The sequence below is a fragment of the Amycolatopsis rhabdoformis genome, assembly GCF_035918295.1.
Lineage (GTDB): Bacteria > Actinomycetota > Actinomycetes > Mycobacteriales > Pseudonocardiaceae > Amycolatopsis > Amycolatopsis rhabdoformis.
Window position 1 is genome coordinate 2626286 of the sequence record NZ_CP142149.1, and the last position, 25739, is coordinate 2652024.

A 25739-nucleotide genomic window follows, 5' to 3' on the forward strand; every position below is an offset into this window, starting at 1 on the left:
GTTCCTTTCAGCCCTTGAGGGCGCCGGCGGCGATGTTGCGGATGAAGTGGCGGGCCCCGAAGAGGAACACGATGATCAACGGCACGATCGCGACGAGCGTGCCGGCCATGACCACGCTGTAGTCCTTCACGTACACGCCCTGCAGCTGCGAGAGCGCGACCTGCAGCGTCACGTGGTTGGAGTCGATCAGCACGACCAGCGGCCACAGGTAGTCGTTCCAGGCGTTGACGAAGGTGAAGATGCCGAGGAACGCGAGCGCCGGGCGCAGCACCGGCAGCCCGACCGACAGGTACGTGCGGAAGAAGCCCGCGCCGTCCACCCGAGCCGCCTCCAGCAGTTCGTCGGGGATCGCGCCGCGGGCGTACTGGCGCATCCAGAAGATGCCGAACGCGTTGGCGGCGGCGGGGATGATCAGCGCCTTGAGATCGCCGACCCAGCCGAAGTTCGCCATGAGCGTGAACTGCGGGATCGCCGAGAGCTGCGTGGGCACCACGAACGTGGCGAGCAGGATGCCGAAGAGCACGTTGCTGCCCGGGAAGTCGTACTTGGCGAAGGTGAACGCCGCCAGCGAGTCGAAGAACAACACCAGCAGCGTCGTCACCACGGCGACGATCAGCGTGTTGAGCAGCGAGCCGAAGAAGTCGATCTTCGCGAACACCTCGCCGATGTTGGCGAACAGGTGCCCGCCGAACGTGAGCCGCGGTGGGGTCGCGTAGATGTCGGCGGTGGTGTTGGACGCCATCACGGCGAGCCAGTAGTAGGGGAACAGCGTGATCAACGCGCCGACGATCAGCGCCACCAGCGTGAGTACCCGAGCGCGCCTGGTCGTCATCGGCCGGCTCCCTTGGTCTGGACCTGACCGCGCTCGGGCCGCATCACGAGCCGCCAGTTGAGGATCGAGAAGAGGACGACCACCACGAAGATGCCCCACGCGATCGCGGCGCCGTAGCCGAAGTCGTTGTCCGCGAAGGCCGTGTTGTAGAAGTAGAGGACCATCGTCATGCCCGCGCCCGCGGGACCTCCGCGGTTGCCGAGCAGCACCTGCGACTCGGTGAAGATCTGCAGCCCGTTGATCGCCGACATCACCACGGAGAACAGCAGCACCGGCCGCAGCAGCGGCAGCGTGATGCGGAAGAACGTCTGCACCGGGCCCGCGCCGTCGATGCGCGCGGCCTCGAACACGTCCGGCGGCAGCGCCTGCAGGCCGGCCAGGAAGATGATCGCGTTGTAGCCGGTCCAGCGCCAGATGATCATGATCGAGATCGCGCCGCGGATGGCCCACGGATCGCTCAGCCAGTCGACGGTGCCGATGCCGAACAGGCCCAGGAACCAGTTCAGGATCCCGAACTCGTCGGAGAAGATCGAGCCGAAAACCAGGGACATCGCCACGATCGAGGTCACGTTCGGCAGGAAGTACGCGACCCGCAGCAGGCCCTTGTACCGCACCGAAGAGTTGAGCCCGACGGCGATGAGCAGGGCGAGCGCCGTCATCGGGACCGTCGACATCACCCAGATGATCAGGGTGTTGCCGATCGAGTCCCAGAACGTGGTGTCCGACAGCAGGAACGCGAAGTTCTCCAGCCCGACGAACTTCATCGGGCCGACGCCGTCCCAGCGCTGCAGCGCGAGGTACAGCGAGTAGAGCACCGGGTACACGCCGAAGATGGCGAAGAGCACGAAGAACGGCGCGACGGCCAGGTACTGCGGCAGGTAACGCCACCGCTTGCGGCGGCCGTGCGCGGGTTGGCGGGCCGGCGCGCGGCGGACACCGGCCGTCTCGGCGGGCAGGATCGCGGTCACGAGAGCACCCCCTGGCGGCGCAGCAGGCGTTCCACCGCGGCGCGGGCATCACGCCACGCCTGTTCGGGATCCTTGCCGGCGCTTTCCACATTGGTCAGTTCGTCGGTGTAGGTGTCGCTGATCGAGATGTCCCACGGGCTGAAGTACACGGGCTTGACGTCCCGGGCGATCGTCGAGAACACGTCCATCGTCACCTGGCCGCCGAAGAACGGCTCGGGCGCGAGCAGCCGCGGATCCGAGTAGGCCGACGGGCTGGGCGGGAAGAGCCCGAGCTCCAGGTAGTTCTGGGGCTGGATCTGCGGCGACTGCAGCCACTTCACGATCTCGAACGCGGCGTGCGGGTCGGGGCAGTACTTCGTGATCGCGAGGAACGAACCGCCCTGGTTGCCCGCGCCGCCAGGCGGCCGGCACACGCGCCACTTGCCCGAGGTGCCCGGCGCCGATTCCTTGAGCTCGCCGGTGATCCAGGACGCGTTGACGAAGCTGAGCTCCTTGCCGCTGTTCCAGGCCGCGTGCCGGTCGATCGACTGGCCGTTCACGCTCTGCGAACCCGCGTACCCGGCGGTGAGGCCCATCCGGAACGCCTGCACGGCCCGGTCCCACGCGCGGCGCACCTGCGACTGGTCGTCGAGGTAGTGGTTGGCGCGGTCGAAGTACTTGCGCGGCTCCTGCGCGAGCGAGTACGTGAACACCGTCTTGGTGTCGGTGATCAGGTACCGCCCGGGCAGCTTCTTCTGCAGCTTCGTGCCGAACGTGAAGTAGTCGTCCCACGTGGCCGTCGCCGCGGCCACGTCGTCGGGCTCGCCGGGGAACCCGGCCTGGGTGAACAGGTCGTGGCGGTAGTACAGGGCGGCCGGGCCGACGTCGACCGGGAACCCGAGCTGGAACCCCTCGGGGCTCGCGCCGGCCTGCCACTTCCAGGGCAGGTACTCGTCGCGCACGCTGCCCGCGCCGAGGGTGTTCAGGTCGACGAAGTGATCGGTGTCGGCGAAGTACGTGGCGATGTCGTCGCCGAGCATGGTGATGTCGGGCAGGTAGGCCTCGCCGGCCAGTGCGGCGAGCAGCCGCTGCTTCAGTTCGCCGCTGACCTGCGAAGGGGTCAGCTTGTCGGCGGCGAAGCGCTTCACGGCCTCGCCGAGCACGGTGTCGGACAGGCCGTTCGAGGTGTACCAGAGCGTGATCCGCCCCGGGTTCGCGGTGGTGGGACTGGTGCAGGCGCCTGCCCCGAACGCCGCGGCGCCGAGTGCCGCCGCGCCGGTCAGGAACCGTCGTCGAGTCAACGTCATCGGGGACCCTCCGGGAAGCTCCGTGAACGTTCCCGTGAACGTTCACGGATTGCTCGGAAGTGTGCGCGAGGCCGCGCGGGGTGTCAAGCGGGGAAGATCAGGCGGATTCGCGGACCAGCAGCTGGGCCTGCACGACCAGCTCGTCGGCCGAGAGGGGAGTGGCGCCGGTGAGCAGGCGGGCGACCTGGTCGATCGCGAGCGCGCCGAGCCGGCGCGTGTCGAGCGCGACGCTGGTCAGCGCCGGGTCCACGACGGTGCCGAGTTGCAGGCCGTCGAACCCGACCACGGCGAGGTCGTCGGGCACCCGGCGGCCGAGCCGGCGGGCCGCGCGCAGGGCGCCCATGGCGATGATGTCGTTGAACGTGAACACCGCCGTCACGTCGGGGTGTTCGGCCAGCAGCGCCTCCAGGGCGCCGGCGCCGCCGTCCACCGACTGGGCGGCGCGCTCCACGACCTCGGCTTCGAGGCCGTGGGCGGCGACCGCGGCGGCGAACCAGTCGCGCCGGACGCTCGGCTCGGCTCGCCCGGCGTGGTCGAGCATGCCGATGCGCCGGTGACCGGCGTTCACGAGGTGCGTGATCGCGGCCTTCACGCCCTCGGCGCCCTCGACGCGGATCGAGCTGAAGCGCGGCGTGTGGTGCTCGCGTCCGATGAGCACCACCGGGATGCCGCGGGTGAAGCGGTCGAGCTCGTCCTCGGGCCGGCTGAAGTAGCCGACCACGGCGTCGACCTGCGAGCCGATCACCTGCAGTGTGCCGAGCTCTTCCTCGGCGCTGTCGGAGGTGTCGTACACGACCACGTGCCAGCCGCGGGCGCGCGCGGCTTCGAGCGCGGCGGCGGCGACCTCGGTGAAGAACGGGTTGAGCAGGTCCGGGATCACGAGCCCGATCGTGGTGGTGTCCTGGCGTACCAGTCCGCGGGCGAAGCGGCTGGGCCGGTAGCCGAGCTCCCGGGCCGCGTCGAGCACGCGCTGCTTGGTGCCGCCGTCGATCTCGCCCTTGTCGTTGAGCGCCCGCGACACCGTCTGCCGCGATACCCCGGCGGTGCGCGCGACGTCGTGGATCGTCACCCGCCGGGACGCCTCCGACGACACCATCACGGACCTCCCGCCAGACGACGCGTCCGCGCCGCCGCGTCCGAGTATGCCCGCACCGCACGCGCCCGGCCGGGAGCGGTGCCCGGCCGGGCGCGTGCGGTGCGCGGATCAGGCTTCGGCGTGGGCGCGCTTGCGGCGCGACACGATCCGCCAGCCGACCGCGAGCACCACCACGAGCACCGGGATCGAGTAGAACGCGATCTTCTCGGCGCCGTCGGAGAAGCCCATGAGCACGACCACCAGCAGCAGGAACCCGAGCGTGGCCCAGCCGGTGTAGGGCGCACCCGGCATCCGGTAGCTCGGCCGCTCGACCTCGCCGCGCAGCGCGGCCTGGCGCATCCGCATCTGCGAGTAGATGAGCGTGGCCCAGGTGGCCACCACGCCGAGCGACGCGACCGCGATCGCGATGTCGAACGCCTCCTGCGGAACGATGTAGTTCAGCACCACGCCGAGCACGTAGACGATCGACGTGAACAGGATGCCGCCATAGGGCACGTGGCGGCTGTTCATCTTGCCGACGAACTTCGGCGCCTCGCCGTGGTCGGCCAGCGCGCGCAGGATGCGGCCCGTGGAATAGAGCCCCGAGTTGCACGAGGACAGCGCGGCCGTGAGCACCACGGCGTTCATCACGTCGCCGATGCCGCCGATACCGAGGCGCGAGAACACGGTGACGAACGGGCTTTCCCCGCCGTTGTAGAACGACCACGGCATGAGCATCGCCAGCAGCAGCACCGAGCCGACGTAGAACACGCCGATGCGCCACACGACGCCGTTGATGGCCTTCGGCAGCACCTTGCGCGCGTCCTTGGTCTCGCCCGCGGCGATGCCGACGACCTCGATCGCGGAGTACGCGAAGATCACGGCCTGCAGCGTCATCAGCGCGATGCCGATGCCGGCCGGGAAAAAGCCGCCGTGGTCGGTGAGGTTGTGCACGCCGGCGGTGGTGCCGCCGATGTCGGCGCCCGCGAACACGAGCCCGATCGCCGTGATCAGGAAGACCACGATCGCGAGCACCTTCACCACGGAGAACCAGAACTCCAGCTCCCCGAACAGCTTCACGCTCACCAGGTTCACGCCGATCAGCACGCCGAGCGCCACCAGCGCGGTGATCCACTGCGGCACGTTCGGCAGCCACTTGTGCACGTAGATCGCGACGGCGGTAATCTCGGCGATGCCGGTCATCGCCCAGTTCACCCAGTACATCCAGCCGGACACGAACCCGGCCCACGGCCCGATGAACTTGCGAGCGTAGGTGACGAAACTTCCGGAACTCGGTTCGTGCAGAACGAGCTCGCCGAGCGCGCGCATGACGAAATAGGCGGCGATGCCGCAGATGGCGTAGGAGAGCACCAGCGAAGGACCGACCTGCTGGAGCTTGCCGCCGGCCCCGAGGAAGAGCCCGACACCGATCGCGCCGCCGATCGCGATCATCTGCACCTGGCGGTTGCCCAGTGCTTTCGTGTAGGTGTCGCCGTCTTTGGCGACCACTGTGGAATCCATGGTTGCGTGACGCTAGCGGTACCGGCGCGCGTGACCAAGCGCACCTAGGAAGACTTAAGGTGTGCGACAAGTCACGCTGGGGAAATCACCGGAAAACGCTCCCTCGATTTGACAGGGCCGCCATTCTTCCGGCGACTTGATCAAGGCTTGATTTCCGCTGACCGGCCATTCCGGAATGGTTCTCGCGTTCGCGGGCACCTTCAGGAACACTTCCGTGGCCGCCCGGGTAGATCCGCGGGCGCGCCCGGGCGAGCGCCGTTACGTTCACGCCATGACCACCGAACTGCCTGCGTCCCAGCTCTCCGTGTCCATCGTGGACGAGATCGAGCAGCTGAAGGGCACCTACCCGGGTTACCGCCGGGCCCACGCGCGGGGCGTCTGCTACGACGCCACGTTCGTCCCGTCCGGCGCCGCGGCCGACCTCACCACGGCGGCGCACCTGAGCGGTGAGCCGGTGCGCGCGACCGTGCGGTTCTCGCACACCGACACCAACCCGCACCTGGCCGACGCCGGCACGGCCGTGCGCGGGCTCGCCGTGAAGTTCCACCTGCCCGGGGGCGGCAACACCGACGTCGTCGGGGTGAACATCGACCGGTTCATCGCCGCGACGCCGGAGGACTTCCTCGCGCTGCTGAAGGCGGCCGAGCCCGACCCGGCCACCGGCGCGCCCGACCTCGGCAAGGTGCAGGCCCACGTCGGGGCGCACCCGAGCGCGGGCCCGGGGCTGTTCACCGCTTCGCAGCTGCCCACGCCGATCAGCTACGGCACCACCACGTACTGGGCGATCCACGCGTTCTTCTGGCGCGCCGCCGACGGTTCCCGGCGTGCCGTGCGCTACCGCTGGGTGCCCGAGGCCGGCGACCATGTGCTGGCCACGGGCGAGGGCGGTGACTGGTCGGCCGAGCACCTCACCGGCGAGCTCGGCGAACGGCTCGCGCGCGGCCCGGTGGAGTTCACGCTCAAGGTGCAGCTCGGCGAGCCCGGCGACCCGACGAACGACGCCACGCTCGTGTGGCCCGAGGAGCGCACCGAGATCACGGCCGGGCGCCTCGCGATCACCGCCGAGGTCACCGACCAGAAGCACTGGAACGCCCAGGTCTTCGACCCGACCTTGCTCACCGAGGGCATCGAGCTGTCCGATGACCCGATCCTGGCCGCGCGCAGCGCGATCTACGCCGTGTCCTACGACCGCCGCAGCCACGACCGCTGAGCCGGGCCGCTCAGACGAGCGTGCCCATCGTGGCGGCCGCCTTCAGCCCCGAGCCGGTGAGGATCACGGCGGTGCTCTCGCCGGGCACCAGCACCCCCTCGGTGCGGAAGACGTCGACGGCGGCCGCCGCGGTGGCGCTGGTCGGCTCGGCGTAGAGGCCGATCCGGGGCAGCTCGCGGGCGGCGCGGGCGATCTCGGTCTCGGTGATCGCCACGGTCGCCCCGCCCGAGCGGCGGATCGCGGCGAGCACCTCGGGCAGGCGGACGGGCTCGCGGATGGCGGTGCCCTCGGCGATCGTGGGCGCGAACTGCGTGGGCACGGCACCCTCGGCTCCGGCGCGGAACGCCGCGTCGATCGGGCCGCAGTTCGCCGGCTGGGCCACGAGCAGCCGCGGTCGCTTCGTGATGGCGCCGGCCGCGAGCAGCTCGCCGAACCCGAGGTCGAGACCGAGCACGATGCTGCCCGCGCCGGCCACGGTCACGACCGTGTCCGGCGCGGTGAAGCCGAAGTCCTCCCACAGCTCATACGCCAGCGTTTTGGTGCCCTGCAGGAAAAACGGGTGCCAGTTGTGGCTCGCGTAGGTGGTTTCGCCCGAGCGGCGCAGGGCCTCGGCGGCGGTGTCGTCGCGCGTGCCCGGCACCAGGTCCACGGTCGCGCCGTACGCGCGGCTCTGCAGGATCTTCGCCGGTGACGTCGATTCGGGCGCGAGGATCGTGGCCGTGATGCCCGCGGCGGCCGCGTACGCCGACACCGATGATCCGCCGTTGCCCGAGCTGTCCTCGAGGACCTCGCGAACGCCCGCCTGCGCCAGCGCGGACAGCATGACGCTGCTGCCGCGGTCCTTGAAGCTGCCGGTGGGGCTGAACCACTCGAGCTTGAACGGCGTGGCGTGCCCTCGCCACGGCCGCTCGACCAGCGGCGTGCAGCCTTCGCCGAGCGAGATCGGCCGAAGCGCACCCGGCAGCGCCGCGCGGTAGCGCCAGAGCGAGCGCGTGGCGGTGTCCACCTGCTCGCGCGTGATGCCGGGCAGCGGCTCCACCGTGAGCGGTGCGCCGTCGTCGCCGCACCAGCGCAGCGCGTCGAGCGGGTAGCGGCGGCCGGATCGTTCGTCCACGTAGTCCACGAGGGACACTCTGGTCACGCTCACCCGTCCGGTCAATGTGACGCCGCACCGGTGCCCTCGTCACCGTAACGAGTGGCTATCCACAGTGGACACCTCGCCCTACGGTGGACCCGCGGGAACGACCACCGGACGGGTCACGAGGAGAGCGCATGACGGCCACCGCCGAGGTGACGCAGGAGGAGCCGGCCTCGCTGGGGGCGGGCCTGTCGCGGCGGAAGATCAACGCGGTGTTCGGTGCCGTGCTGCTCGGCATGCTGCTCGCGGCGCTCGACCAGACGATCGTCGGCACGGCCCTGCCCACCATCGTCGGCGACCTCGGCGGCGCCGGCCACCTCTCGTGGGTCGTGACCGCGTACCTGCTGGCCGAGACGATCATGACCGTGGTCGTGGGCAAGCTCGGCGACCTGTTCGGCCGCAAGCTGATGTTCCAGCTGTCCGTGGTGATCTTCGGGGTCGGTTCGTTCTTCTGCGGGTTCGCCGACAGCATGGTGTGGCTCATCGTGTGGCGCGCCGTGCAGGGCCTGGGCGGCGGCGGCCTGATGGTGACCTCGACCGCGCTCATCGCCGACGTGGTGCCGCTGCGCGAGCGCGGCAAGTACCAGGGCGCGCTCGGGTCGGTGTTCGGCGTGGTGACCGTGGCCGGGCCGATGCTCGGCGGCTTCTTCGTGGACCACCTGTCGTGGCGCTGGGCGTTCTACGTGAACATCCCGCTCGTGGTCGTGGTGCTGATCGTGGCCGCCTCGGCGATGCCCAACGCGCGGGCGAAGCTGAAGCCGGTGATCGACTACCTCGGCATCCTGCTGATCGGCCTCGCCGCCACCGGGCTCACGCTCGTCACGAGCTGGGGCGGCACCACGTACGCGTGGGGCTCGCCGACGATCATCGGCATGGCGATCGGCTCGATCGTGCTGCTCGGGTTGTTCGTGCTGGTGGAGCTGCGGGCGAAGGAACCGATGCTGCCGATGCGGCTGTTCCGGAACCCGGTGTTCACCGTCGCCGGGATCATGAGCTTCGTGGTCGGCTTCGCGATGCTCGGCGCGCTGTCCTACCTGCCGACCTACATGCAGTACGTACAGGGCGTGTCGGCGACCTCGTCGGGCGTGCGACTGCTGCCCATGGTGCTCGCGCTGCTCTTCGCGTCGATCCTGTCGGGCAACCTCGTGAGCCGCACGGGCCGGTACAAGATCTTCCCGCTGGTCGGCTCGGCGCTGATGACGGCCGGGCTGTACCTGCTCTCCCGGCTCGGCCCGGACACCGGGTTCTGGGAGTCGGCCCTGTACATGGCGGTGCTCGGCCTCGGGATCGGCCTCGGCATGCAGGTGCTCACCATCGCGGTCCAGAACACCGTGGACTACCGCGACCTCGGCGTCGCCACCTCCGGCGTCACGTTCCTGCGCTCGATCGGCAGCTCGTTCGGCGCGGCGATCTTCGGCACGGTCTACGCCAACCAGTTGGCGCCGAACCTGGCCGGCGCGCTGGCCGCGCACCCGCTGCCGCCGGGCGTCGACCCACGGGCCACGCAGGTGCCACAGGCGCTGCACCAGCTGCCGGCGTCGGTGTCACAGCCCGTGATCGGCGCCTACAGCGATTCGCTCCATGTGGTGTTCTTGTCCGCCGCACCGGTGGGTCTGGTCGCGCTGGCGCTCGCGTTTTTCCTCAAGGAGGTGCCGCTGCGCGACACGTCCCGCGCCGCGGCGCCCGATCTCGGCGACGGGTTCGGGATGCCCGAGGCGCGCGATCACGACCGAGAGCTCGAACGCGCCGTCGCCACGCTGTTCTTCCGCGAGCGCCGCAAGGTCGCGCCGGCCATCGCCGCCCGTTCGGGATCCGAGCTCGACCACGGCGGCCTGTGGTGCCTCGTGCAGGTCCACCTGCGCGAGCGGCGCGGCGAGCCGGCCACGCTCACGGCGATCGGGCAGCACTACGGCGTGCCCCCGCAGGTTCTCGAGCCCGCGTTCGCGCGCCTCGAGCTCACCGGGTACCTCGGGTTCTCCGGCGGCAGCTGGGTGCTCACCGCCGCCGGGCGCGACGAGTTCGGCAAGCTCGTGCGTTCTTGGCGCGACTGGCTGGCCGAGCGCCTCGCCGACTGGGGCACCGGCGACCGCGCCGAACTCGACGCGGCGATAGGCCGGGTGGCCCAGCGGGTGCTGGACCAAAGCGCCGATGCCGAGCGCAGCGGTCGGCACGCTCTGGTCTGACCGGTTCGGGGGTGAAAAACGGAGAAAACTCCCGCGTTACGGGCGGGGCGTTAGCATCGCCTCGACGTACACCCCCTATCGTTCCTGGACCATGTCGGTGGATGAATCAGTGGTCACGATCCCGGAAGGCGCGGACGGCCGCGTCGAACCCCGGTCGCGCTCGCGCGTGCGGTCACGCTCCGCGCGCTTCGGCTGGCTGCCCTGGGCCGCGGCCGTTTTGGGCCTGTTGTCGTTTCTCCTGGTGCGCGGGAGCCTGACCGACGACGGGTACATCACGCTCGCGTACGCGAAGAACCTCGCGCTCCACGGCGAGTGGGCCCTCGTGCCGGGCACCACGGCGAACTCGGCGACCTCGCCGCTCGACGTGCTGCTGCTCGGACTGCTGACGCTCGTCACGCGGATCAGCGGCGCCGCGCACCCGGTACTCGCGCTCGGCGCGCTCACGGTGCTCTCCTCGGCCGCGCTCGGCTGGGCGTGGCAGCGCCTGGCCCGCGCGTTCGGCCTGGCGACCTGGGTCGGCCTGCTCGGCGTGGTGCTCGTGGTCGTGAACCCGTTCCTGCTGTCGGCCACCGGCCTCGAGGTCCTGCTCGTGCCGGCGATCCTGCTCTGGCTCACGGTCTTCGCGGTCGAAGGCCGGCCGGTGCTGTTCGGCGTGTTCGCCGCGCTGACCGTGCTCACGCGCCTCGACCTCGTCGTGTTCGTCCTGATCATCACGTTCTGCACGGGCGCGATCCGCCGGCACTTCTGGCGCGCGTTCGGCACCGCGGTGCTGGTCGCGGCGCCGTGGTTCCTGTTCAGCTGGTTCGCGCTGGGCTCGTTCATCCCCGACACGCTGGTGATCAAGCAGGACCAGGAAGGCCTTTTCGGGGCGTGGGGCTACTTCAGCGGCCCGGTCATGTACTTCCTCTACCAGCCGGTCACGGTGATCTTCACCTTCGCCGCGGCGATCGCGGGCACGGTCGTGCTGCTGGCCTGGTTCGGCCTGCGCTTCGCCCGTCGCTGGGACGACTTCCCGGCGCTGGCGCCGATCGTCGGGCTCGGCCTGGGCGGCGTCGTCTACTACATCGTGTACTCGACGCTCGGCGTCGGCCCGTACCACTGGTACTACGCCACGCCGACGACCACGATCGGCTCGTTCGCCGTGCTCATGACCGGCATCTGGCTCGCCGAGTCCGGCCGCCGCCCGGGCCTGCGCAACGCCGCGCCGCTCACGGCGCTGGGGCTGGCCTGGGTCACGGCGCTCGGCATGGTGTCGATCGACGTGGCGCAGGGGGTGCCGTGGCCGTCGCCGGTCATCTTCGGCAACTGGGCCAGCTCGACCGACTACGCCCGGGTCGGTCGGGAGCTCGGCCAGCGGCTCAACGGCGCCTCGGTGGCGGGGCCGGGCGAGATCGGCACGCTCGCGTACTACTGCGACTGCCAGATCCTCGACGTGTTCTCCGACCGCAGCCAGGTCGCCTCGATCGTGCGCAAGCGGATCGCGGAGGACGGCACCGTGTCCCGGCTGGGCCTGAAGATCAACTACCACTGGTTCGACCGGAACCAGCAGCCGCGGCAGGTAGACTATCGGCTGCTCTACGGCAAGGGCCCGGCGTCGGGGCCCGACTCGTGGACGGTGTACTCGGCCGCCAAGGGCATCGGGCACTTCACGCTGGTGCCCGCGCGCTGAGAACCTGCCCGGCGCCTCCTGACGAGGAGTCCGCGTGGCATCTGCCAGCACCACCACCGCCGGCGACGTCGAGGACGCCCGGCCGGCACCGCGCCGCCACGGCGTGCTCGCGCTCGTGGTCGCGGTGCTCTCGGCCGGCGTGTTCGCGCTGTTTCGCCACCACCTGATCGACGACACCTTCATCACGCTCGCCTATGCCCGCAACCTCGCGTTCCACGGGCACTGGGGCCTGATCGAGCTGGGCACGGCGAACACGGCGACCTCGCCGCTGAGCGTGCTGGTGCTCGCCGGGTTCACGGTGGTGGTGCGCGACGCCGTGCTGGCCGCGGCGATCCTGTACGTGCTGTGCCAGGTGGTGATCGCCGTCGGGCTGGCCCGGTTGGGGGACCGGGCGGGACTGCCGCGGTGGTTCTCGCCGCTCGCGGTCGCGCTGCTCACCGTGAACCCGCTGCTGATCTCGTCGATCGGGCTCGAGGTCGAGTTCGGGGTGGCGGCGGTGGTGGGCCTGCTGGTGTTCTCGGCCGAACGGCGGCCCGTGCTCGTGGGCGTGGCCGCGGGCGTGCTGCTGCTCATCCGGGTGGACCTGGTGCTGATCGCCGTGGTGGTGGTCCTGGTGCGCGCGCGGTTCTGGGCGGGGCTCGGCAAATCCGTGCTCACGGCGGTGGTGGTGGCGCTGCCGTGGTTCGTGTTCAGCTGGTTCGTGCTCGGTTCGGCGGTGCCGGACACGCTGATCATCAAGACGTTGCAGAAGTCCTGGGGCACCTACGGGTTTTCCAACGGACCGGCGCTGTACGAGAGCGTTTTCCCGTGGGCGACCTGGCTTTCGTTCCTGCCCGCGGCGCTCGGTGTGGTGGCGTTCCTCGGCTGGCTCGTCACGCTGGTCCGGCGCGGGCCGGCCGCGACGGCGCTGCTGGCCTTCGTCGCGCTCGTGCCGGCGGGGATCGTGCACTACCTGGCGTACTCGCGGCTGCACGTGCCGCCATACCACTGGTACTACGGGCCGAGCATCGCCGTGACCACGATCTTCTTCGCGGCGGCGGTGGCCGCCGTGGCCGGGCGCGCGCCGGCGGTGGCCCGGTTCACGGCCGGGGTGCCGGCGCTGCTCGCCGCGGTCGGGCTGGTGGTGGTGAGCGTGGGGTTCTACGCGTGGGGCGGGCTGCCGCGGCCGTTCGCACCGATCATGTCCAACCACACGACCACCGCGCAGTACGAGCGGATCGGGCCGGAACTGGGCCGGCTCGTCGGCTCGGGCACCGTGCGCAGCGGCGGTGAGATCGGGGTGCTCGCGTACAGCTGCGGGTGCTCGATCGTGGACCTGTTCGACGACCGGGGCGCGGTCGGCCCGGCCATCGCGCAGCGCGAGGCGGCGATGGGCGCGTTCGGCCGCAAGCTCGTCGACCTCAACTTCCACTACTTCGATTTCGGCGCGGTGGCGGTGAAACCCGAGTACGCGCTCGTGCCGAAGACGGTCGGCGCGGCCGCTCCGGCGAACGTGCTGGCGCAGTGGCGGATCGCGTCGCCGTGGGCCGGTGAGCAGGTGCTCTACCTCGTGCGCGGCGACGGGACCTGACGTGGGCCGGGCCGCGGCTCCCGCGCGCCTCCCGGCCGAGCCGGGGGAGCCGCCGAGACGCGGCCGTGGCCGGGCGCTGTGCTGGCCGGCCACGGTGGCCGTGGTTTCCGCGGTGGTGTTCCTCTGCGTGCGGGGCAGCCTGATCGACGACGCGTTCATCACGCTGGGGTACGCGCGGAACCTCGCCGAGCACTTCCACTGGGGGCTGGTCCGGGCCGAGACGGCGAACTCGGCGACCTCACCGCTCAACGTCCTGCTGCTCGCGCTCGGCGGCACCCTCACGCGGGTCGCGGGTGGCTCGGTCCACCCGGTGGCCGGCGCGGGGCTCGTGTTCGTGGCGGCGATGACGGCGGTGGGCTGGGGTTTCGCGCGGGTGGCCCGGGTGCTGCGGCTGCCGTTTTTCACCGCGGTGGCGGGGACGGCCGCGATCCTGGTGAACCCGTTCGTGCTGTCGGCGACCGGGCTCGAGGTGCACCTCATCGCGGCGGCCCTGCTGCTGCTCACCGCGTACGCGCTGGAAGGGCGCGCGGTCGGGTTCGGTGTGGTGGCTGGGCTCGCGGTCCTGGTGCGCCTTGATTTGGTGATCTTCGTGGTGCTGCTGACGCTCGGGGTCGGCGCGCTGCGCCGCCGGCTGCTCCCCGTGGTGGCGGTGGCGCTCGCGGTGTGCCTGCCGTGGTTCGTGTTCAGCTGGTTCGCGCTCGGCTCGGCGATCCCGGACACGTTCCTGATCAAGACGACGCAGGGCGCGTTCGGCGAGTACACCTACGGCAACGGCCCGGTGTACTACCTCGATCCGAAACGCTGGAAGGCGACGCTGGTGGCGTTCGCCCCAGCCTTCGGCGGGCTGGTGGCGCTGCTCGGCTGGTCGGGATGGCTGGTGGCGAGCCGGGAGCGGGCCGCCCGGTTCGGGCCGGTCGCGGCGCTGGGGTTCGGCGGGCTGCTGTACTACGGCGCGTATTCGCTGCTCGGGGTGCCGCCCTACCAGTGGTACTACGTGGCACCGATCGTCGCGCTGACCGCGGTGTTCGTGGTCGCGGCCGGGTGGCTCGCCCGCGGTGCCGGGGTGGTGCGCGTGGCGGTGGCGGGGCTGGCGTTCGCGCTGGCGGTGCTGCCGGCCGCGTATGTGGACGTGCGCCGCGGGGTGCCGTGGGCGGCGCCGCCGATCTTCGGCAACTGGGCCACGGCCGCCGACTACGCCCGGGTCGGCCAGGCGATCGGCGCGCAGGTGGGCGACGCGACGGTGGCGGCCCCGCCGGAGATCGGCACGCTCGCGTACTTCTGCGAATGCACGATGGTCGACTCGTTCGCCGACCAGGGCCGGGTCGTGCCGCTGGTCGAGCAGCGCATCGCGGCGGCGGGCCCGGTCGACGGGTTCCTCCTGAAGCTGGACTACCGCTGGCTCGACCGCGCGCGCCGGCCCCGGCCAGTGGACTACCGGCTCGACTGGAGCTGGTCACCGCTTTCCGGGCCGGGCACGTGGCACCTGTTCTCACCCGCCACCGGCGACGGCTGGGTGCGGCTCGTGCGGATCTGATCGCGCCTGCGCTGCTTTGCGGTTACGGTCACGGCATGGCGAAAGACTCGGCGGTGGAGATCGCGGTCGGGGACCGCATGGTGCGGATCTCCAACCCCGACCGGGTGTACTTCCCGGCGCGGGGCGAGACGAAGCTCGATCTGGTGAACTACTACCTCTCGGTGGGCGAGGGCATCGTGCGCGCTCTGCGGGAGCGGCCGTGCATGATGCACCGGTTCCCCCAGGGCGTGGCGGGGGAGAAGGTGCACCAGAAGCGTGTGCCCCACGGCGCGCCGCCGTGGCTGGAGACGGTCCGCGTGCACTTCCCGCGCTACAACCGGTTCGCCGACGAGCTGTGCGTGACCGAGGCGGCCCACGTCGCGTGGGCGGTGCAGATGTCCACTGTGGAGTTCCACCCGTGGAACTCGCGACGGGCCGACACCGAGAAGCCCGACGAGTGGCGCATCGACCTCGACCCGATGCCCGACTGTCCCTTCGACACGGTGCGCCGCGTGGCCCACGTCGCGCACGAGGTGCTCGACGAGCTGGGCGCGGTCGGCTGGCCGAAAACCTCGGGCGGCAGCGGGTTGCACGTGTACGTGCGCATCGAACCGCGGTGGGGCTTCGCCGACGTGCGCCGCGCGGCGCTGGCCTTCGCGCACGAGGTGGAGCGGCGTGCGCCCGACGAGGTCACGACCACGTGGTGGCGCAAGGACCGGGATCCCAAGAAGCTTTTCGTGGACTACAACCAGAACGCGCGCGACCACACGATCGCCAGCGCCTACTCCGTCCGCGGTGTTCCCGAGGGCACCGTGTCCACGCCGATCCGCTGGGACGAGGTGGACGACGTCGAGCCGCGCGAGTGCACGATCGCCACGGTGCCCGCGCGCTTCGCCGAGCTCGGCGACCTCCACGCGGGCATCGACGACGCCGTCTTCTCCCTGGAACCCCTGCTCGAATGGGCCGACCGTGACGGCCTCGACCCGGAGGATTCCTGAGCACCGGTGCTGCCCTGGACGGGGGTACGGACCCGGGACGCCGGGGGATGGCGGGCGTCCCGGATCCGGGGCTCGTTACAACCGCTCGATGATGGTCGCGTTGGCGAGGCCGCCGGCCTCGCACATGGTCTGCAGGCCGTAGCGGCCGCCGGTCTGTTCGAGGACCGACAGCAGCGTGGTCATGAGCCGGCCGCCGCTGGCGCCGAGCGGGTGACCGATCGAGATGGCGCCGCCGTTCACGTTGACCTTGGCGAGGTCCGCGCCGAGTTCCGCCTGCCAGGCGAGCACGACGCTGGCGAACGCTTCGTTGACCTCGAACGCGTCGATGTCCGACAACTTCAGGCCGGCGCGGTCGAGCACCTTGCGGGTCGCGGGGATCACGCCGGTGAGCATGTACAGCGGGTCGTCGCCGACCACCGAGAACGAGTGCAGGCGGGCACGCGGCTTGAGGCCCAGCTTCTTCGCCGTGTCGCTGCTGGTGATGAGCACGGCGGAGGCGCCGTCGTTGATCGGTGAGGAGTTGCCCGCCGTCACGCGCCAGTCGATCTGCGGGAAGCGGTCCTCCCACAGGTCGGCCTTGAACGCCGGCTTGAGCCCCGCGAGCACCTCCGGGGTGGTGCCGGGGCGCACCGACTCGTCGGTGGTCACGTCCACGAGCGAGCCGTCGGGTCCCGGGGCCTTGAGCGCCGCGACCTCACCGGCGAACTTGCCGTCGGCCCACGCCGCCGCGGCGCGCCGGTGGCTCTCGGCGGAGTACGCGTCGAGCTGCTCACGCGAGAAGCCCCACTTGGCGGCGATGAGCTCGGCGCTGATGCCCTGCGGCACCAGGCCTTCGGGGTAGCGCGCGGCGACGCCGGCGCCGAACGGGTCCTTGCCCGCCATCTGACTGCCCATCGGCACGCGGCCCATGGACTCGATGCCCGAGGCGATGGCGATGTCGTAGGCGCCGCTGAGGACACCTTGCGCGGCGAAGTGGATGGCCTGCTGGCTGCTGCCGCACTGGCGATCGACGGTCACGGCCGGCACCGACTCCGGCAGCCCGGCGGCGAGCGCGGCCCAGCGCGCGGTGTTCATGCTCTGCTCGCCGACCTGGCCCACGGCGCCGCTGATCACGTCGTCGATCAGGGCCGGGTCGATGCCGGTGCGCTCGACCAGCGAGCGGATGGCGTGCGCGTGCAGATCGACCGGATGGACCCCGGCCAGCTTGCCCGTCGGCCTGCCCTTGCCGATCGGTGTGCGCACCGCGTCGACGATGACTGCGTCCCTCATGACCTGCCTCCTCGCATAGCCGCTTGATCCCGTTCTACGCCGAGTAGGTTGGAGAACACAACCCGCTGGGTAGCTGCTGTCGGACACCTCACATCGGGCCGGTGACGTGCTAGGTTGGAAATTCCTAGCCGGTGCGCGACGGAGGTGAGGCGGATGGCTTCGCGAGGCAGGGACTGCTCGATCGCGGACGCGCTCGAGGTGGTCGGCGAGCGCTGGAGCATGCTCGCGCTCCGGGAGGTGCTCCTGGGCGAGCGACGGTTCAACCAGATCGCCGAGAACACCGGCGCCAGCCGCGACATCCTCGCCGCGCGGCTGCGCAAGCTCGTGGACGCCGGCGTGCTCGAGAAGCGCAAGTACGAGGACCACCCGCCGCGCTTCGAGTACTTCCCGACGGAGTCGGCGAAGGCGCTGCAGCCGGTGCTGCTCGGCCTGATGCAGTGGGGTGACCGGTACGTGCACCAGGGCCCGCCGCCCACCGTCTACGAACACGACTGCGGTGCGGAGCTGCACGTGAAAAGCGTGTGCGAGCACTGCGGTGAGCCGGTGGCGTCGAGGGGCCTGCACCCGGTCCGCGTGGGCGCGGTCCGCGGATCCTGAGGTCCGCGCGCCTTCCGGGGCGCGCGCGGGCGTGCCAGGATGGCCGCGGAAGCCGTCCGGCCGGGCGGTGGTGCCGGGAGAGGAGCGGCGTGCCGGAACGGATTCTGGTCACCGGCGGGACGGGTCAGCTCGGCAGTGCGGTCGTGGACCGGCTGGTCACGGCGGGGGAGCGCGTGCGCGCGCTGAGCCGCCGGCGTCGCCGCGGGGCCGGTGCCGACTGGGTCGTCGGCGACCTGCGCACCGGGCGCGGTCTCGACACCGCGCTGGCCGGCTGCGACGTGGTCCTGCACTGCGCCACCGACCACCGCCACGAGGTCGACGTGATGCGCACGCTCGTGGAAGCCGCGCGCTGGACGGGCAATCCGCCGCACGTCGTGTACGTATCGATCACCGGCGTCGACCGGGTGCCGCTCGGGTACTACCGCGCGAAGCTCGCGGCGGAGGAACTGCTCGCGGATTCCGGCCTGCCGCACACGATCCAGCGCGCGACGCAGTTCCACTCACTCGTGCGCGCCGTGCTGGCCGGCGTGTCCCGGTTGCCGGTGGCACCGGTGCCCCGCTGGCGCTTCCAGCCCGTGGACGTGCGGGACGTCGCCGTCCGCCTCGCCGAACTGGCGAACGCCGAGCCCGCCGGCCGGGTTCCGGACTTCGCCGGTCCGGAGGTCCTCACCGCGACCGAGCTGACGCTGGCGCTGCTCACGGCGAGTGGCCGCACCCGGCGCGTGCTGCCGGTGCGCCTGCCCGGCGGCCTGTACCGCGCGTACGCCGAAGGCGGCAACCTCGCGCCGGGCCACGCCGACGGGGTGATCACGTTCCAGGAGTACCTGGCGCAGCAGAAGGATCCGGCGGCGCTGCGGTATCACTGACGTCCGGGTCGCCGCCGGTTCCGCGCGGCGTGACCAGCAGCTTCAGCACGTCGGCGAACAGCGTGTCCGGCACCGCCGCCGCCTCGACACCGCGTTCCACGGCGAGGCCGTTGGACAGCGCGAGCACCACCACGGCGAGCTGCTCGGGTGGCAAGGGCAGGTCGACCCCGTGCTGGGCCGCGGCCCGGGTGATGGCCGCGGTGATGGCTTCGCGCAGCTGGGCGCGGCGGGTGGCGAGTCCTTCGTGGACGGTGGGGTTGCGCATCGCGATGCCCCAGTACTCCAGGAGCAGCCGGTGCCACGTCGCGTCGGTGTCGACGCCCGCGGCGAGGCGGGCGCCGGCTTCCGCGGTGGCTTCGCCGAGGTCGCTCAGCTCGTCGAACGCCGTGGTGGCCGAGCGCATGCGGTCGACGAGGTGCTCTTCCATGATGGTGAGCACGAGGTCGTCGCGGCCGGTGAAGTTCGAGTACACCGCGCCTTTCGTGAGGCCCGCCTCCGCGGCGATGTCGTTGAGCGAGGTGGCCGCGATGCCCTGGCGCGCGAACACCTCGCCGGCGGCGTCGATGATCTTGCGCCGCGTCTCGGCGCGGCTCGGACGGCGGCGGGGGGTCCGCGAAGGGGCCATGGGCCGGAGACTACCGCTCCCTCACCTGGACGTTTTTCGTTGACTGTGATCCAGGTCATCTGGTAGGCATCCCACTCGATACCACCTGGTATTGAGTTGGAGGTCCCGTGCCCACTGTCAGCGTCGACATCCGCCGAAAGCTCTCCGTCCTCCTCGCCGTCACCGCCCTGGCCGCGACCGCGTTCACGCCCGCCGCCACCGCCGCGCCGGCGCCCGGAAACCCCGCGACCGACCCGTTCTACGCCCAGCCCGCACCGTTCCCGGACGTCGCGCCGGGCACCGTGCTCGACTCGCGCCCGGTCACCATCCGCGCGCTCGCGCTGCCTGTTCCCGTCCGCGCGTGGCAGGTGAAGTACCGCTCCACCGACACCCACGGCGGCGCGATCGCCGACGTCGCCACGATCCTGCAGCCGGTGAACCCGCCGGCGAGCGGCGCGCGCAAGCTCGTGTCGTACCAGACCGCGCAGGACGGGCTGTCCACCGACTGCGCGCCGTCGTACGCGCTCACCACCGGCACGAACCTGCCGGCCGAAGAGCTCGCGCTGATGCTGCCGCTGGTCGCCGCGGGCTACACCGTGGTGACCGCCGACTACGAAGGCCCGCGCTCGGAGTGGGCCGCGGCCGCCAACACCGCACACGGCGTGCTCGACGGAATCCGTGCCACGCAGTCGTTCCCGCCCGCCGGGCTCGCCGGGCCGGCCACCCCGACCGGCCTGATCGGCTACTCGGGTGGTGCGCTCGCGAGCGAATGGGCCAACGAGCTGCAGCCGTCGTACGCGCCGGAGCTGAAGTTCGCCGGAGTGGCGGCCGGTGGTGTGCCCGCGGACCTCGACTACCTCGCGCGGCACATCGACGGCGGCCCGTTCGCCGGGATCTACGTGGGCGCGGCCGTCGGACTGAGCCGCGCGTACTCGGAGATCGACACCGACGCGCTGCTCAACGCCCGCGGCAAGGAGGCGTTCGCCCAGGTCGGCGGGCAGTGCATCGCGCAGTTCACGGTCGGGCAGGCGTTCCGCCGCATGAGCGACTACACGACCGTGCCGCAGCTGCTCGACGTGCCCGCGGTGAAGCGCGTGATCGCCGAGAACACGATGGGCCGCTTCAAGCCGGGCTCACCGGTCTACGTCTACCAGGGCGTGTTCGACGAGCTGGCGTTCTCCCCGCCGGTGGACAAGCTGGTGCGCACCTACTGCGCCCAGGGTGTGCCTGTGCAGTACCACCGCGTGCTGGTCGGTGATCACGTGACCGTGGCCGTGCAGGGCGCGCCGGGCGCCCTCGCGTACCTCGCCGACCGGCTGGCGGGCAAGCCCGCGCCCAGCACCTGCTGACGGCGCGCGGGTGGCGGTCTCCGGAGGGGAGGGACCGCCACCCGGACCCCTTTCGACGCCGGAGCCGGATCGGTGCGCGCGTGCGGTGATCCGGCCCCGGCGGAATCCGATCCGCCTCCGCCGGGGCGGTCAAATAATTCCGAAGAATCTTGACCAGGTTCGGGCAGACATCCTATGTTTGGCGGGCTTCGAGCCTCGCTCACGGCCGGATTCCGCCTTCGACGACGAACGGACCTGTCATGTCGGACCTCCCTTCCCCGCCCTCCCGCCGCTCCTTCCTCAAGCTCGGTGGCGCCGTCGGCGCGGGCTTCGCGTTGAGCGGGTTTCGCCCGTTCACAGCGCAGGCTTCGCCCGCGAGACCGCCGGCCGCCGACCTCGTGGCCGACGCCGCCGCGACCACGCTCTGGTACCCCGCCCCGGCGGTCGAGAGCCACGTGATCGAGCAAGCGCTCCCGATCGGCAATGGTCGGATCGGTGGCCTCGTCGGTGGTGACCCAGCGGCGGACTACCTGTACTTCACGGACGCGTCGCTCTGGACCGGCGGACAGAACGACACGGTGCAGGACGACGGTCAGCTGCCCTACGGCAAGGACGACTTCGGCAGCTTCGGCCTGCTCGCCAAGCTGCGCCTCAAGCTCCCGTCGCACACCGGCGTCGGCGGCTACCGGCGCGCGCTCGACCTCAGCAACGGCCTCGTGACCGCGAGCTACACGCTCAAGGGCGCCACCTACCGGCGCGAGGTGTACGCGAGCCACCCCGACGACGTCGTCGTGATCCGGCTGACGCAGCAGGGCGGCGGTTCCTACACCGGTTCGGTCGCGCTGGAGGCCACGCGCGACGAAAAGCCCACGGCGAGCGGCGGGGTCGTCTCGCTCGGCGGCACGTTCGCCAACGGCCTGAAGTACAGCACCGCCGTGACCGCCGCGGGCAAGGGCGGCCGGGTGTCCGTGTCCGGCACCGAGGTCACCTTCAGCGGCTGCAGCGAAGTCGTGATCGTGCTCTGCGGCGGCACGAACTACGTGCCCGACGCGGCCCGCCACTACCTCGACGCCGGGGCCGACCCCGCGGCCGTGGCGGCCGGCAAGGTGAAGGCGGCCGCGGCGGTGGCCGGCACCGCGCTGCTCGCCACGCACGTGAAGGACTACCGCCGGCTGTACGACCGGATGACCGTGGACCTGGGCCGCTCGCCGGCCAACCGGCGCACGCTCGACTCGTGGTCGCGCATCGCCGTGCGCTACACCGACCCCGGCACGCCGGACCCGGAGCTCGAAGCCTCCTACGTGCAGTTCGGCCGCTACCTCACGATCACCGGCTCGCGCAACGGCCTGCCGATCAGCCTGCAGGGCCTGTGGCTCAACAACAACTCGCCCGACTGGTACAGCGACTACCACACCGACATCAACGTCGAGATGAACTACTGGCTCGCGGACCGCGCGGGCCTCAAGGAGTGCTTCGACGCGCTGGCGGACTACTGCCTCGCGCAGCTGCCCGCGTGGACCGACACCACGAAGCGGCTCTTCAACGACCCGCGCAACAGGTTCCGCAACTCGAGCGGCAAGATCGCCGGCTGGGCGGTCGCGTTCTCCACCAACATCTACGGCGGCTCCGGCTGGGTGTGGCACCCGGCGGGCAACGCGTGGCTGTGCAACAACCTCTGGGACCACTACGAGTACACGCGGGACAAGGCCTACCTCGCCAAGGTCTACCCGGTGCTCAAGGGCGCGACCGAGTTTTGGGAGGCGCGCCTGGTCACCAAGACCGTCGACGGCAAGGACTACCTCGTCAGCGACACCGACTGGTCGCCCGAGCAGGGTCCCGACGCGCAGGGCAACACCTACTCCCAGGAGCTCGTGCACGACCTGTTCGGCCACTTCACCGAGGCGACGCAGCTGCTGGGCCGCGACGGCGACTACGGCAAGACGATCACCGGGATGCGCGACCGGCTGCACATGCCGACCGTGAGCCCGGTGACCGGCTGGCTGCAGGAGTGGCTGGTGCCGGAGAACCTCGGCGAGGTGACCCACCGGCACCTCTCGCCGCTCATCGGGTTCTTCCCCGGCGACCGCATCAACCTCGACACGGCGCCCCCGGACCTGATCGAGGGCGTGCGCAACCTGCTGATCGCGCGCGGCATGGACACCTTCGGCTGGGGCTGCGCGTGGCGGGCCGCGTGCTGGGCCCGGCTCAAGGACGCCGACCGCGCGTACCAGCTGTTCCTCACGGTGCTGCGGCCCTCGTTCAACAACGGCAACGGCACGGCCGCGAACTTCTTCGACATGTACAGCCAGGGCAGCTACACGATCTTCCAGATCGACGCGAACCTCGGCGGCCCGGCCGCGGTGCTCGAGATGCTGCTGTACTCGCGCCCCGGCGTGATCGAGTTCCTGCCGGCGCTGCCGGCGGCGTGGGCCGACTCCGGCAAGGTGACCGGCATCGGCGCGCGCGGCGGCTTCGAGGTGGACCTCGAATGGCACCGCGGCAAGGTGACGAAAGCGGTGGTCCGCAGTGTCGGCGGCACCGACACCGAGCTGAGGGCCGGCTCCTGGAAGCAGCAGATCCGGTTGCGGCCGAACCAGGAGATCACCGTGACCCCACGCTGACGGCTTGCCCGAAGTCCCGCCGGCGAACCGCCGGAAGTGCCCGATCGGCCCTTCCGGCGGTTCGCCGTTTTCCAGTTCGACCTCGAACAGTGTAGCGTTCAACTATATGAGTCGGACGGACCGGGAGCGGGCATGAACATCGCGTTGTGGATCGCGGCGGGGATCACGGCAGTGCTGTACCTGGGCGCGGGCGGCATGAAGCTGGCCACGCCCCGCAAGAAGCTGCTGGAGAACCCGAACATGGCGTGGGTCGAGGACTTCTCGGACACCTCGGTGAAGCTGATCGCGCTCGCGGAGGTGCTCGGTGCGCTCGGCCTGATCCTGCCGTGGGCGCTGGACATCGCGCCGGTCCTCACGCCGATCGCGGCCGTGGGCCTGGCGATCGTCGCCCTCGGCGCGATCGTGGTGCACGCCCGGCGCAAGGAGCCGAAGGGCGTGCCGGTGAACGTGGTGCTGCTCGTGCTGGCGGTGTTCGTCGCCGTGGGCCGCTTCGCGGGCTGAGCCCGGCCTCACCCGGGCGTCGGTCGTGATCCGCCGCGGCCGGCGCCGCTGACCTAGGCTGGACGCCGAGGGACGGGAGGCCCGAGGTGGACGTGGATCTGCGGAAGCTGCGGTACTTCGTCGCCGTGGCCGAGGAGCTGCACTTCGGCCGGGCGGCGGAGCGGCTGCACATCGCGCAGCCCGTGCTGTCGCGCCAGATCCGCGCGCTGGAAGAGGAACTCCGCGCGCAGCTGTTCGTCCGCGACCGGCGCTCGACCGAGCTGACCGCCGCCGGCCGGCAGCTGCTCGAGGACAGTCGGCCGCTGCTCGCCGCCGCCGAGGCGCTGCGGCGGCGCGTGGCGCTGGCCGCGCGCGGCACGTCGACCTTCACCCTCGGCTTCATGCCCGGCATCACCGTGACCGAACCCCTGCGCACGCTGACCGAACGCCATCCGGGGCTCGCGGTGGACCTGGTCCGGACCACGTGGGACGACCAGACCGAGGTGCTGCACGACGGGCGTGCCGACGCGAGCATCGTGCGCCTGCCGGTGGACCCGCGCGGGCTCACCGTGCGGCCGATGTACAGCGAACCGCGCGTCGCGATCCTGCCGGTGACGCACCGGCTCGCGGGCAAGGAATCGGTCGACGTGGCCGACCTCGCCGAGGAGCACCTGCTCAACGAGCCGGACGCGGTGCCCGAGTGGAAGGCCGTGGCCACCGAGCTGCGTGCGGGCGGCGCCGCCCGCACGCGCGGGTACCGCAGCATCGAGGAGAAGCTCGAACACGTGGCGGCGGGGCTGGGGATCGCCATCGTGCCGCTGTCCACTTCGGAGTACTACACGCGCCCGGACGTCACCCACGTGCCGGTCGGCGACCTGCCGCCGGGCCAGGTGGCGGTGGCCTGGGTCGCGGCGCGGCGCTCGCGGCTGATCTACGAGTTCGCGGACCTCGTCACGCGGTAGCGCCGCTCACCGTCGGCGCAACAGTCCACTGTGGACCATCAACCGAGGCGGCCGCCGACCGTGGCAGCACGGGCGTTGCCGCCGCGCAGGTGTTACCCAGGACACACCCCGCTCAGCGCGCGTGAAACCCGGGTCGCCGGGGAATCTGTCGAAAGACCGGGATCTCCCTCGAAACCGGCCGGCTTTGTTGTGGGGCCGGTATGACCGTGGGTAGCGTGCGGTTTTCGGGAAACCGAAAGGGAGGACTCGGGTTACCGACAGGGGAGAAGCGGAACATGTACGCCGAGGAGCGCCACCAGACGATCCTGGACATGGCGCGCAGGAACGGCCGGGTCGACGTGGCCGGGCTGGCGACGCAGTTCGACATCACCACGGAGACGGTGCGGCGGGACCTGACCGCGCTCGAACGCCGGGGTGTGCTGCGCCGCGTCCACGGCGGCGCCATTCCGGTCGAGAGCGCCGGCGCCGAGCTGGGCCTCCCGGTGCTCGACGCCGCGATGGCCGCGGAGAAGCGGCGCATCGCGAAGGCCGCGCTGGACCTCGTGCCCGCCGAGGGTGCGATCCTGCTCGACGCGGGCAGCACGGTCGGCGAGCTCGCCGGCATCCTGCCGGTGGAGCGTGAGCTCACGGTCGTGACCAACGCCGTTCCGGTCGCGGTGGCGTTGAGCGGGCGGGGAAACGTCACGGTGATGCTGGTCGGCGGCCGGGTCAAGGGCCGATCGCTGGCCGCCGTGGACAACTGGGCGCTGCGCGCGCTCGGCGACACCTACGTGGACGTGGCGTTCATGGCCACCGACGGCGTGTCCGTGGAACGCGGTCTGACCACCCCCGACTCGTCGGAGGCGATGGTGAAGCGCGCGGCGATCGCGGCCGCGCGCCGCACGATCGTGCTCGCCGACCACACCAAGATCGGCAACGATCACTTCGCGCGCTTCGGCGACCTCGACGACGTCGACACCTTGATCACTGACGAAGGCGTGGACCCGGGTGCCGCCGAGGAGCTGCGCCACACGGGTACGAAGGTGCTCACAGTGTGACCGCGAGCGCCC

The 25739-nt window shown here is 71.1% G+C and carries 21 protein-coding genes; 13 read left to right on the forward strand and 8 right to left on the reverse strand.

The window, feature by feature from the left end; translation table 11 throughout:
• Nucleotides 1–7: 7 nt before the first annotated feature.
• From VSH64_RS12275 to VSH64_RS12295, 5 genes are all read right to left on the reverse strand, one after another.
• On the reverse strand, nucleotides 8–832 hold the full coding sequence (locus VSH64_RS12275) for a carbohydrate ABC transporter permease (protein WP_326835689.1): 825 nt from the start codon (nucleotides 830–832) through the stop codon (nucleotides 8–10).
• Nucleotides 829–1800 (reverse strand): carbohydrate ABC transporter permease, encoded by a 972-nt coding sequence (locus VSH64_RS12280; protein WP_326835690.1) that lies wholly within the window; start codon nucleotides 1798–1800, stop codon nucleotides 829–831. The genes VSH64_RS12275 and VSH64_RS12280 overlap by 4 nt, the downstream gene beginning before the upstream one ends.
• Nucleotides 1797–3086 (reverse strand): ABC transporter substrate-binding protein, encoded by a 1290-nt coding sequence (locus VSH64_RS12285; RefSeq protein ID WP_326835691.1) that lies wholly within the window; start codon nucleotides 3084–3086, stop codon nucleotides 1797–1799. Before VSH64_RS12285 ends, VSH64_RS12280 begins: the two co-directional genes overlap by 4 nt.
• Before the next feature lie 97 nt (nucleotides 3087–3183).
• Complete coding sequence (locus tag VSH64_RS12290; RefSeq protein ID WP_326835692.1) at nucleotides 3184–4182, reverse strand: LacI family DNA-binding transcriptional regulator; 999 nt, start codon at nucleotides 4180–4182, stop codon at nucleotides 3184–3186.
• 108 nt (nucleotides 4183–4290) lie between these two features.
• A complete protein-coding gene (locus tag VSH64_RS12295; protein ID WP_326835693.1) occupies nucleotides 4291–5682 on the reverse strand; it encodes an amino acid permease in 1392 nt (463 codons plus the stop codon).
• Between the two features lie 271 nt (nucleotides 5683–5953).
• Here VSH64_RS12295 and VSH64_RS12300 point away from each other — a divergent pair, with 271 nt between their 5' ends.
• On the forward strand, nucleotides 5954–6892 hold the full coding sequence (locus tag VSH64_RS12300; protein ID WP_326835694.1) for a catalase family peroxidase: 939 nt from the start codon (nucleotides 5954–5956) through the stop codon (nucleotides 6890–6892).
• A gap of 10 nt (nucleotides 6893–6902) precedes the next feature.
• On the opposite strand, the gene VSH64_RS12305 is transcribed toward VSH64_RS12300, so the two are convergent.
• Nucleotides 6903–8039 (reverse strand): threonine synthase, encoded by a 1137-nt coding sequence (locus tag VSH64_RS12305; RefSeq protein ID WP_326835695.1) that lies wholly within the window; start codon nucleotides 8037–8039, stop codon nucleotides 6903–6905.
• Between the two features lie 125 nt (nucleotides 8040–8164).
• Between VSH64_RS12305 and VSH64_RS12310 the strand changes: the two genes are divergently transcribed.
• The 5 genes from VSH64_RS12310 to ligD all read left to right on the forward strand — a co-directional run bounded on the left by VSH64_RS12310 (nucleotide 8165) and on the right by ligD (nucleotide 15963).
• Nucleotides 8165–10213, forward strand: a complete 2049-nt coding sequence (locus VSH64_RS12310; RefSeq protein ID WP_326835696.1) for an MDR family MFS transporter — start codon at nucleotides 8165–8167, stop codon at nucleotides 10211–10213.
• 91 nt (nucleotides 10214–10304) lie between these two features.
• Nucleotides 10305–11882, forward strand: coding sequence for a hypothetical protein (locus VSH64_RS12315; RefSeq protein WP_326835697.1), 1578 nt, complete (start codon nucleotides 10305–10307; stop codon nucleotides 11880–11882).
• Nucleotides 11883–11916: 34 nt separating this feature from the next.
• Nucleotides 11917–13452 carry a hypothetical protein gene (locus VSH64_RS12320; RefSeq protein WP_326835698.1) on the forward strand — a complete coding sequence of 512 codons (1536 nt, stop codon included), beginning with the start codon at nucleotides 11917–11919 and terminating at the stop codon, nucleotides 13450–13452.
• Nucleotide 13453: 1 nt separating this feature from the next.
• The gene (locus VSH64_RS12325; protein WP_326835699.1) at nucleotides 13454–14986 is read left to right on the forward strand and encodes a hypothetical protein; all 1533 of its coding nucleotides are present in this window, start codon (nucleotides 13454–13456) and stop codon (nucleotides 14984–14986) included.
• A 35-nt stretch (nucleotides 14987–15021) separates the two neighbouring features.
• A complete protein-coding gene (ligD, locus tag VSH64_RS12330) occupies nucleotides 15022–15963 on the forward strand; it encodes a non-homologous end-joining DNA ligase (RefSeq protein ID WP_326835700.1) in 942 nt (313 codons plus the stop codon).
• A 75-nt stretch (nucleotides 15964–16038) separates the two neighbouring features.
• Here ligD and VSH64_RS12335 read toward each other — a convergent pair whose 3' ends face one another.
• Nucleotides 16039–17232, reverse strand: a complete 1194-nt coding sequence (locus VSH64_RS12335) for a thiolase family protein (RefSeq protein WP_326835701.1) — start codon at nucleotides 17230–17232, stop codon at nucleotides 16039–16041.
• A gap of 153 nt (nucleotides 17233–17385) precedes the next feature.
• Here VSH64_RS12335 and VSH64_RS12340 point away from each other — a divergent pair, with 153 nt between their 5' ends.
• A complete protein-coding gene (locus VSH64_RS12340; RefSeq protein ID WP_326835702.1) occupies nucleotides 17386–17829 on the forward strand; it encodes a winged helix-turn-helix transcriptional regulator in 444 nt (147 codons plus the stop codon).
• An 89-nt stretch (nucleotides 17830–17918) separates the two neighbouring features.
• Nucleotides 17919–18695, forward strand: a complete 777-nt coding sequence (locus tag VSH64_RS12345) for an SDR family oxidoreductase (protein ID WP_326835703.1) — start codon at nucleotides 17919–17921, stop codon at nucleotides 18693–18695.
• On the opposite strand, the gene VSH64_RS12350 is transcribed toward VSH64_RS12345, so the two are convergent.
• A complete protein-coding gene (locus tag VSH64_RS12350) occupies nucleotides 18637–19320 on the reverse strand; it encodes a TetR/AcrR family transcriptional regulator (protein ID WP_326835704.1) in 684 nt (227 codons plus the stop codon). The genes VSH64_RS12345 and VSH64_RS12350 overlap by 59 nt on opposite strands.
• A gap of 107 nt (nucleotides 19321–19427) precedes the next feature.
• Here VSH64_RS12350 and VSH64_RS12355 point away from each other — a divergent pair, with 107 nt between their 5' ends.
• The 5 genes from VSH64_RS12355 to VSH64_RS12375 all read left to right on the forward strand — a co-directional run bounded on the left by VSH64_RS12355 (nucleotide 19428) and on the right by VSH64_RS12375 (nucleotide 25727).
• Nucleotides 19428–20648 carry a lipase family protein gene (locus VSH64_RS12355; protein WP_326835705.1) on the forward strand — a complete coding sequence of 407 codons (1221 nt, stop codon included), beginning with the start codon at nucleotides 19428–19430 and terminating at the stop codon, nucleotides 20646–20648.
• A 239-nt stretch (nucleotides 20649–20887) separates the two neighbouring features.
• Nucleotides 20888–23248 (forward strand): glycosyl hydrolase family 95 catalytic domain-containing protein, encoded by a 2361-nt coding sequence (locus VSH64_RS12360; protein WP_326835706.1) that lies wholly within the window; start codon nucleotides 20888–20890, stop codon nucleotides 23246–23248.
• 132 nt (nucleotides 23249–23380) lie between these two features.
• Nucleotides 23381–23749: a DoxX family protein gene (locus VSH64_RS12365; protein WP_326835707.1), complete on the forward strand. Its 369-nt coding sequence runs from the start codon at nucleotides 23381–23383 to the stop codon at nucleotides 23747–23749.
• Between the two features lie 92 nt (nucleotides 23750–23841).
• The gene (locus VSH64_RS12370; RefSeq protein WP_326835708.1) at nucleotides 23842–24690 is read left to right on the forward strand and encodes a LysR family transcriptional regulator; all 849 of its coding nucleotides are present in this window, start codon (nucleotides 23842–23844) and stop codon (nucleotides 24688–24690) included.
• A gap of 275 nt (nucleotides 24691–24965) precedes the next feature.
• Nucleotides 24966–25727 carry a DeoR/GlpR family DNA-binding transcription regulator gene (locus tag VSH64_RS12375; protein WP_326835709.1) on the forward strand — a complete coding sequence of 254 codons (762 nt, stop codon included), beginning with the start codon at nucleotides 24966–24968 and terminating at the stop codon, nucleotides 25725–25727.
• The last annotated feature ends 12 nt before the right edge of the window (nucleotides 25728–25739 follow it).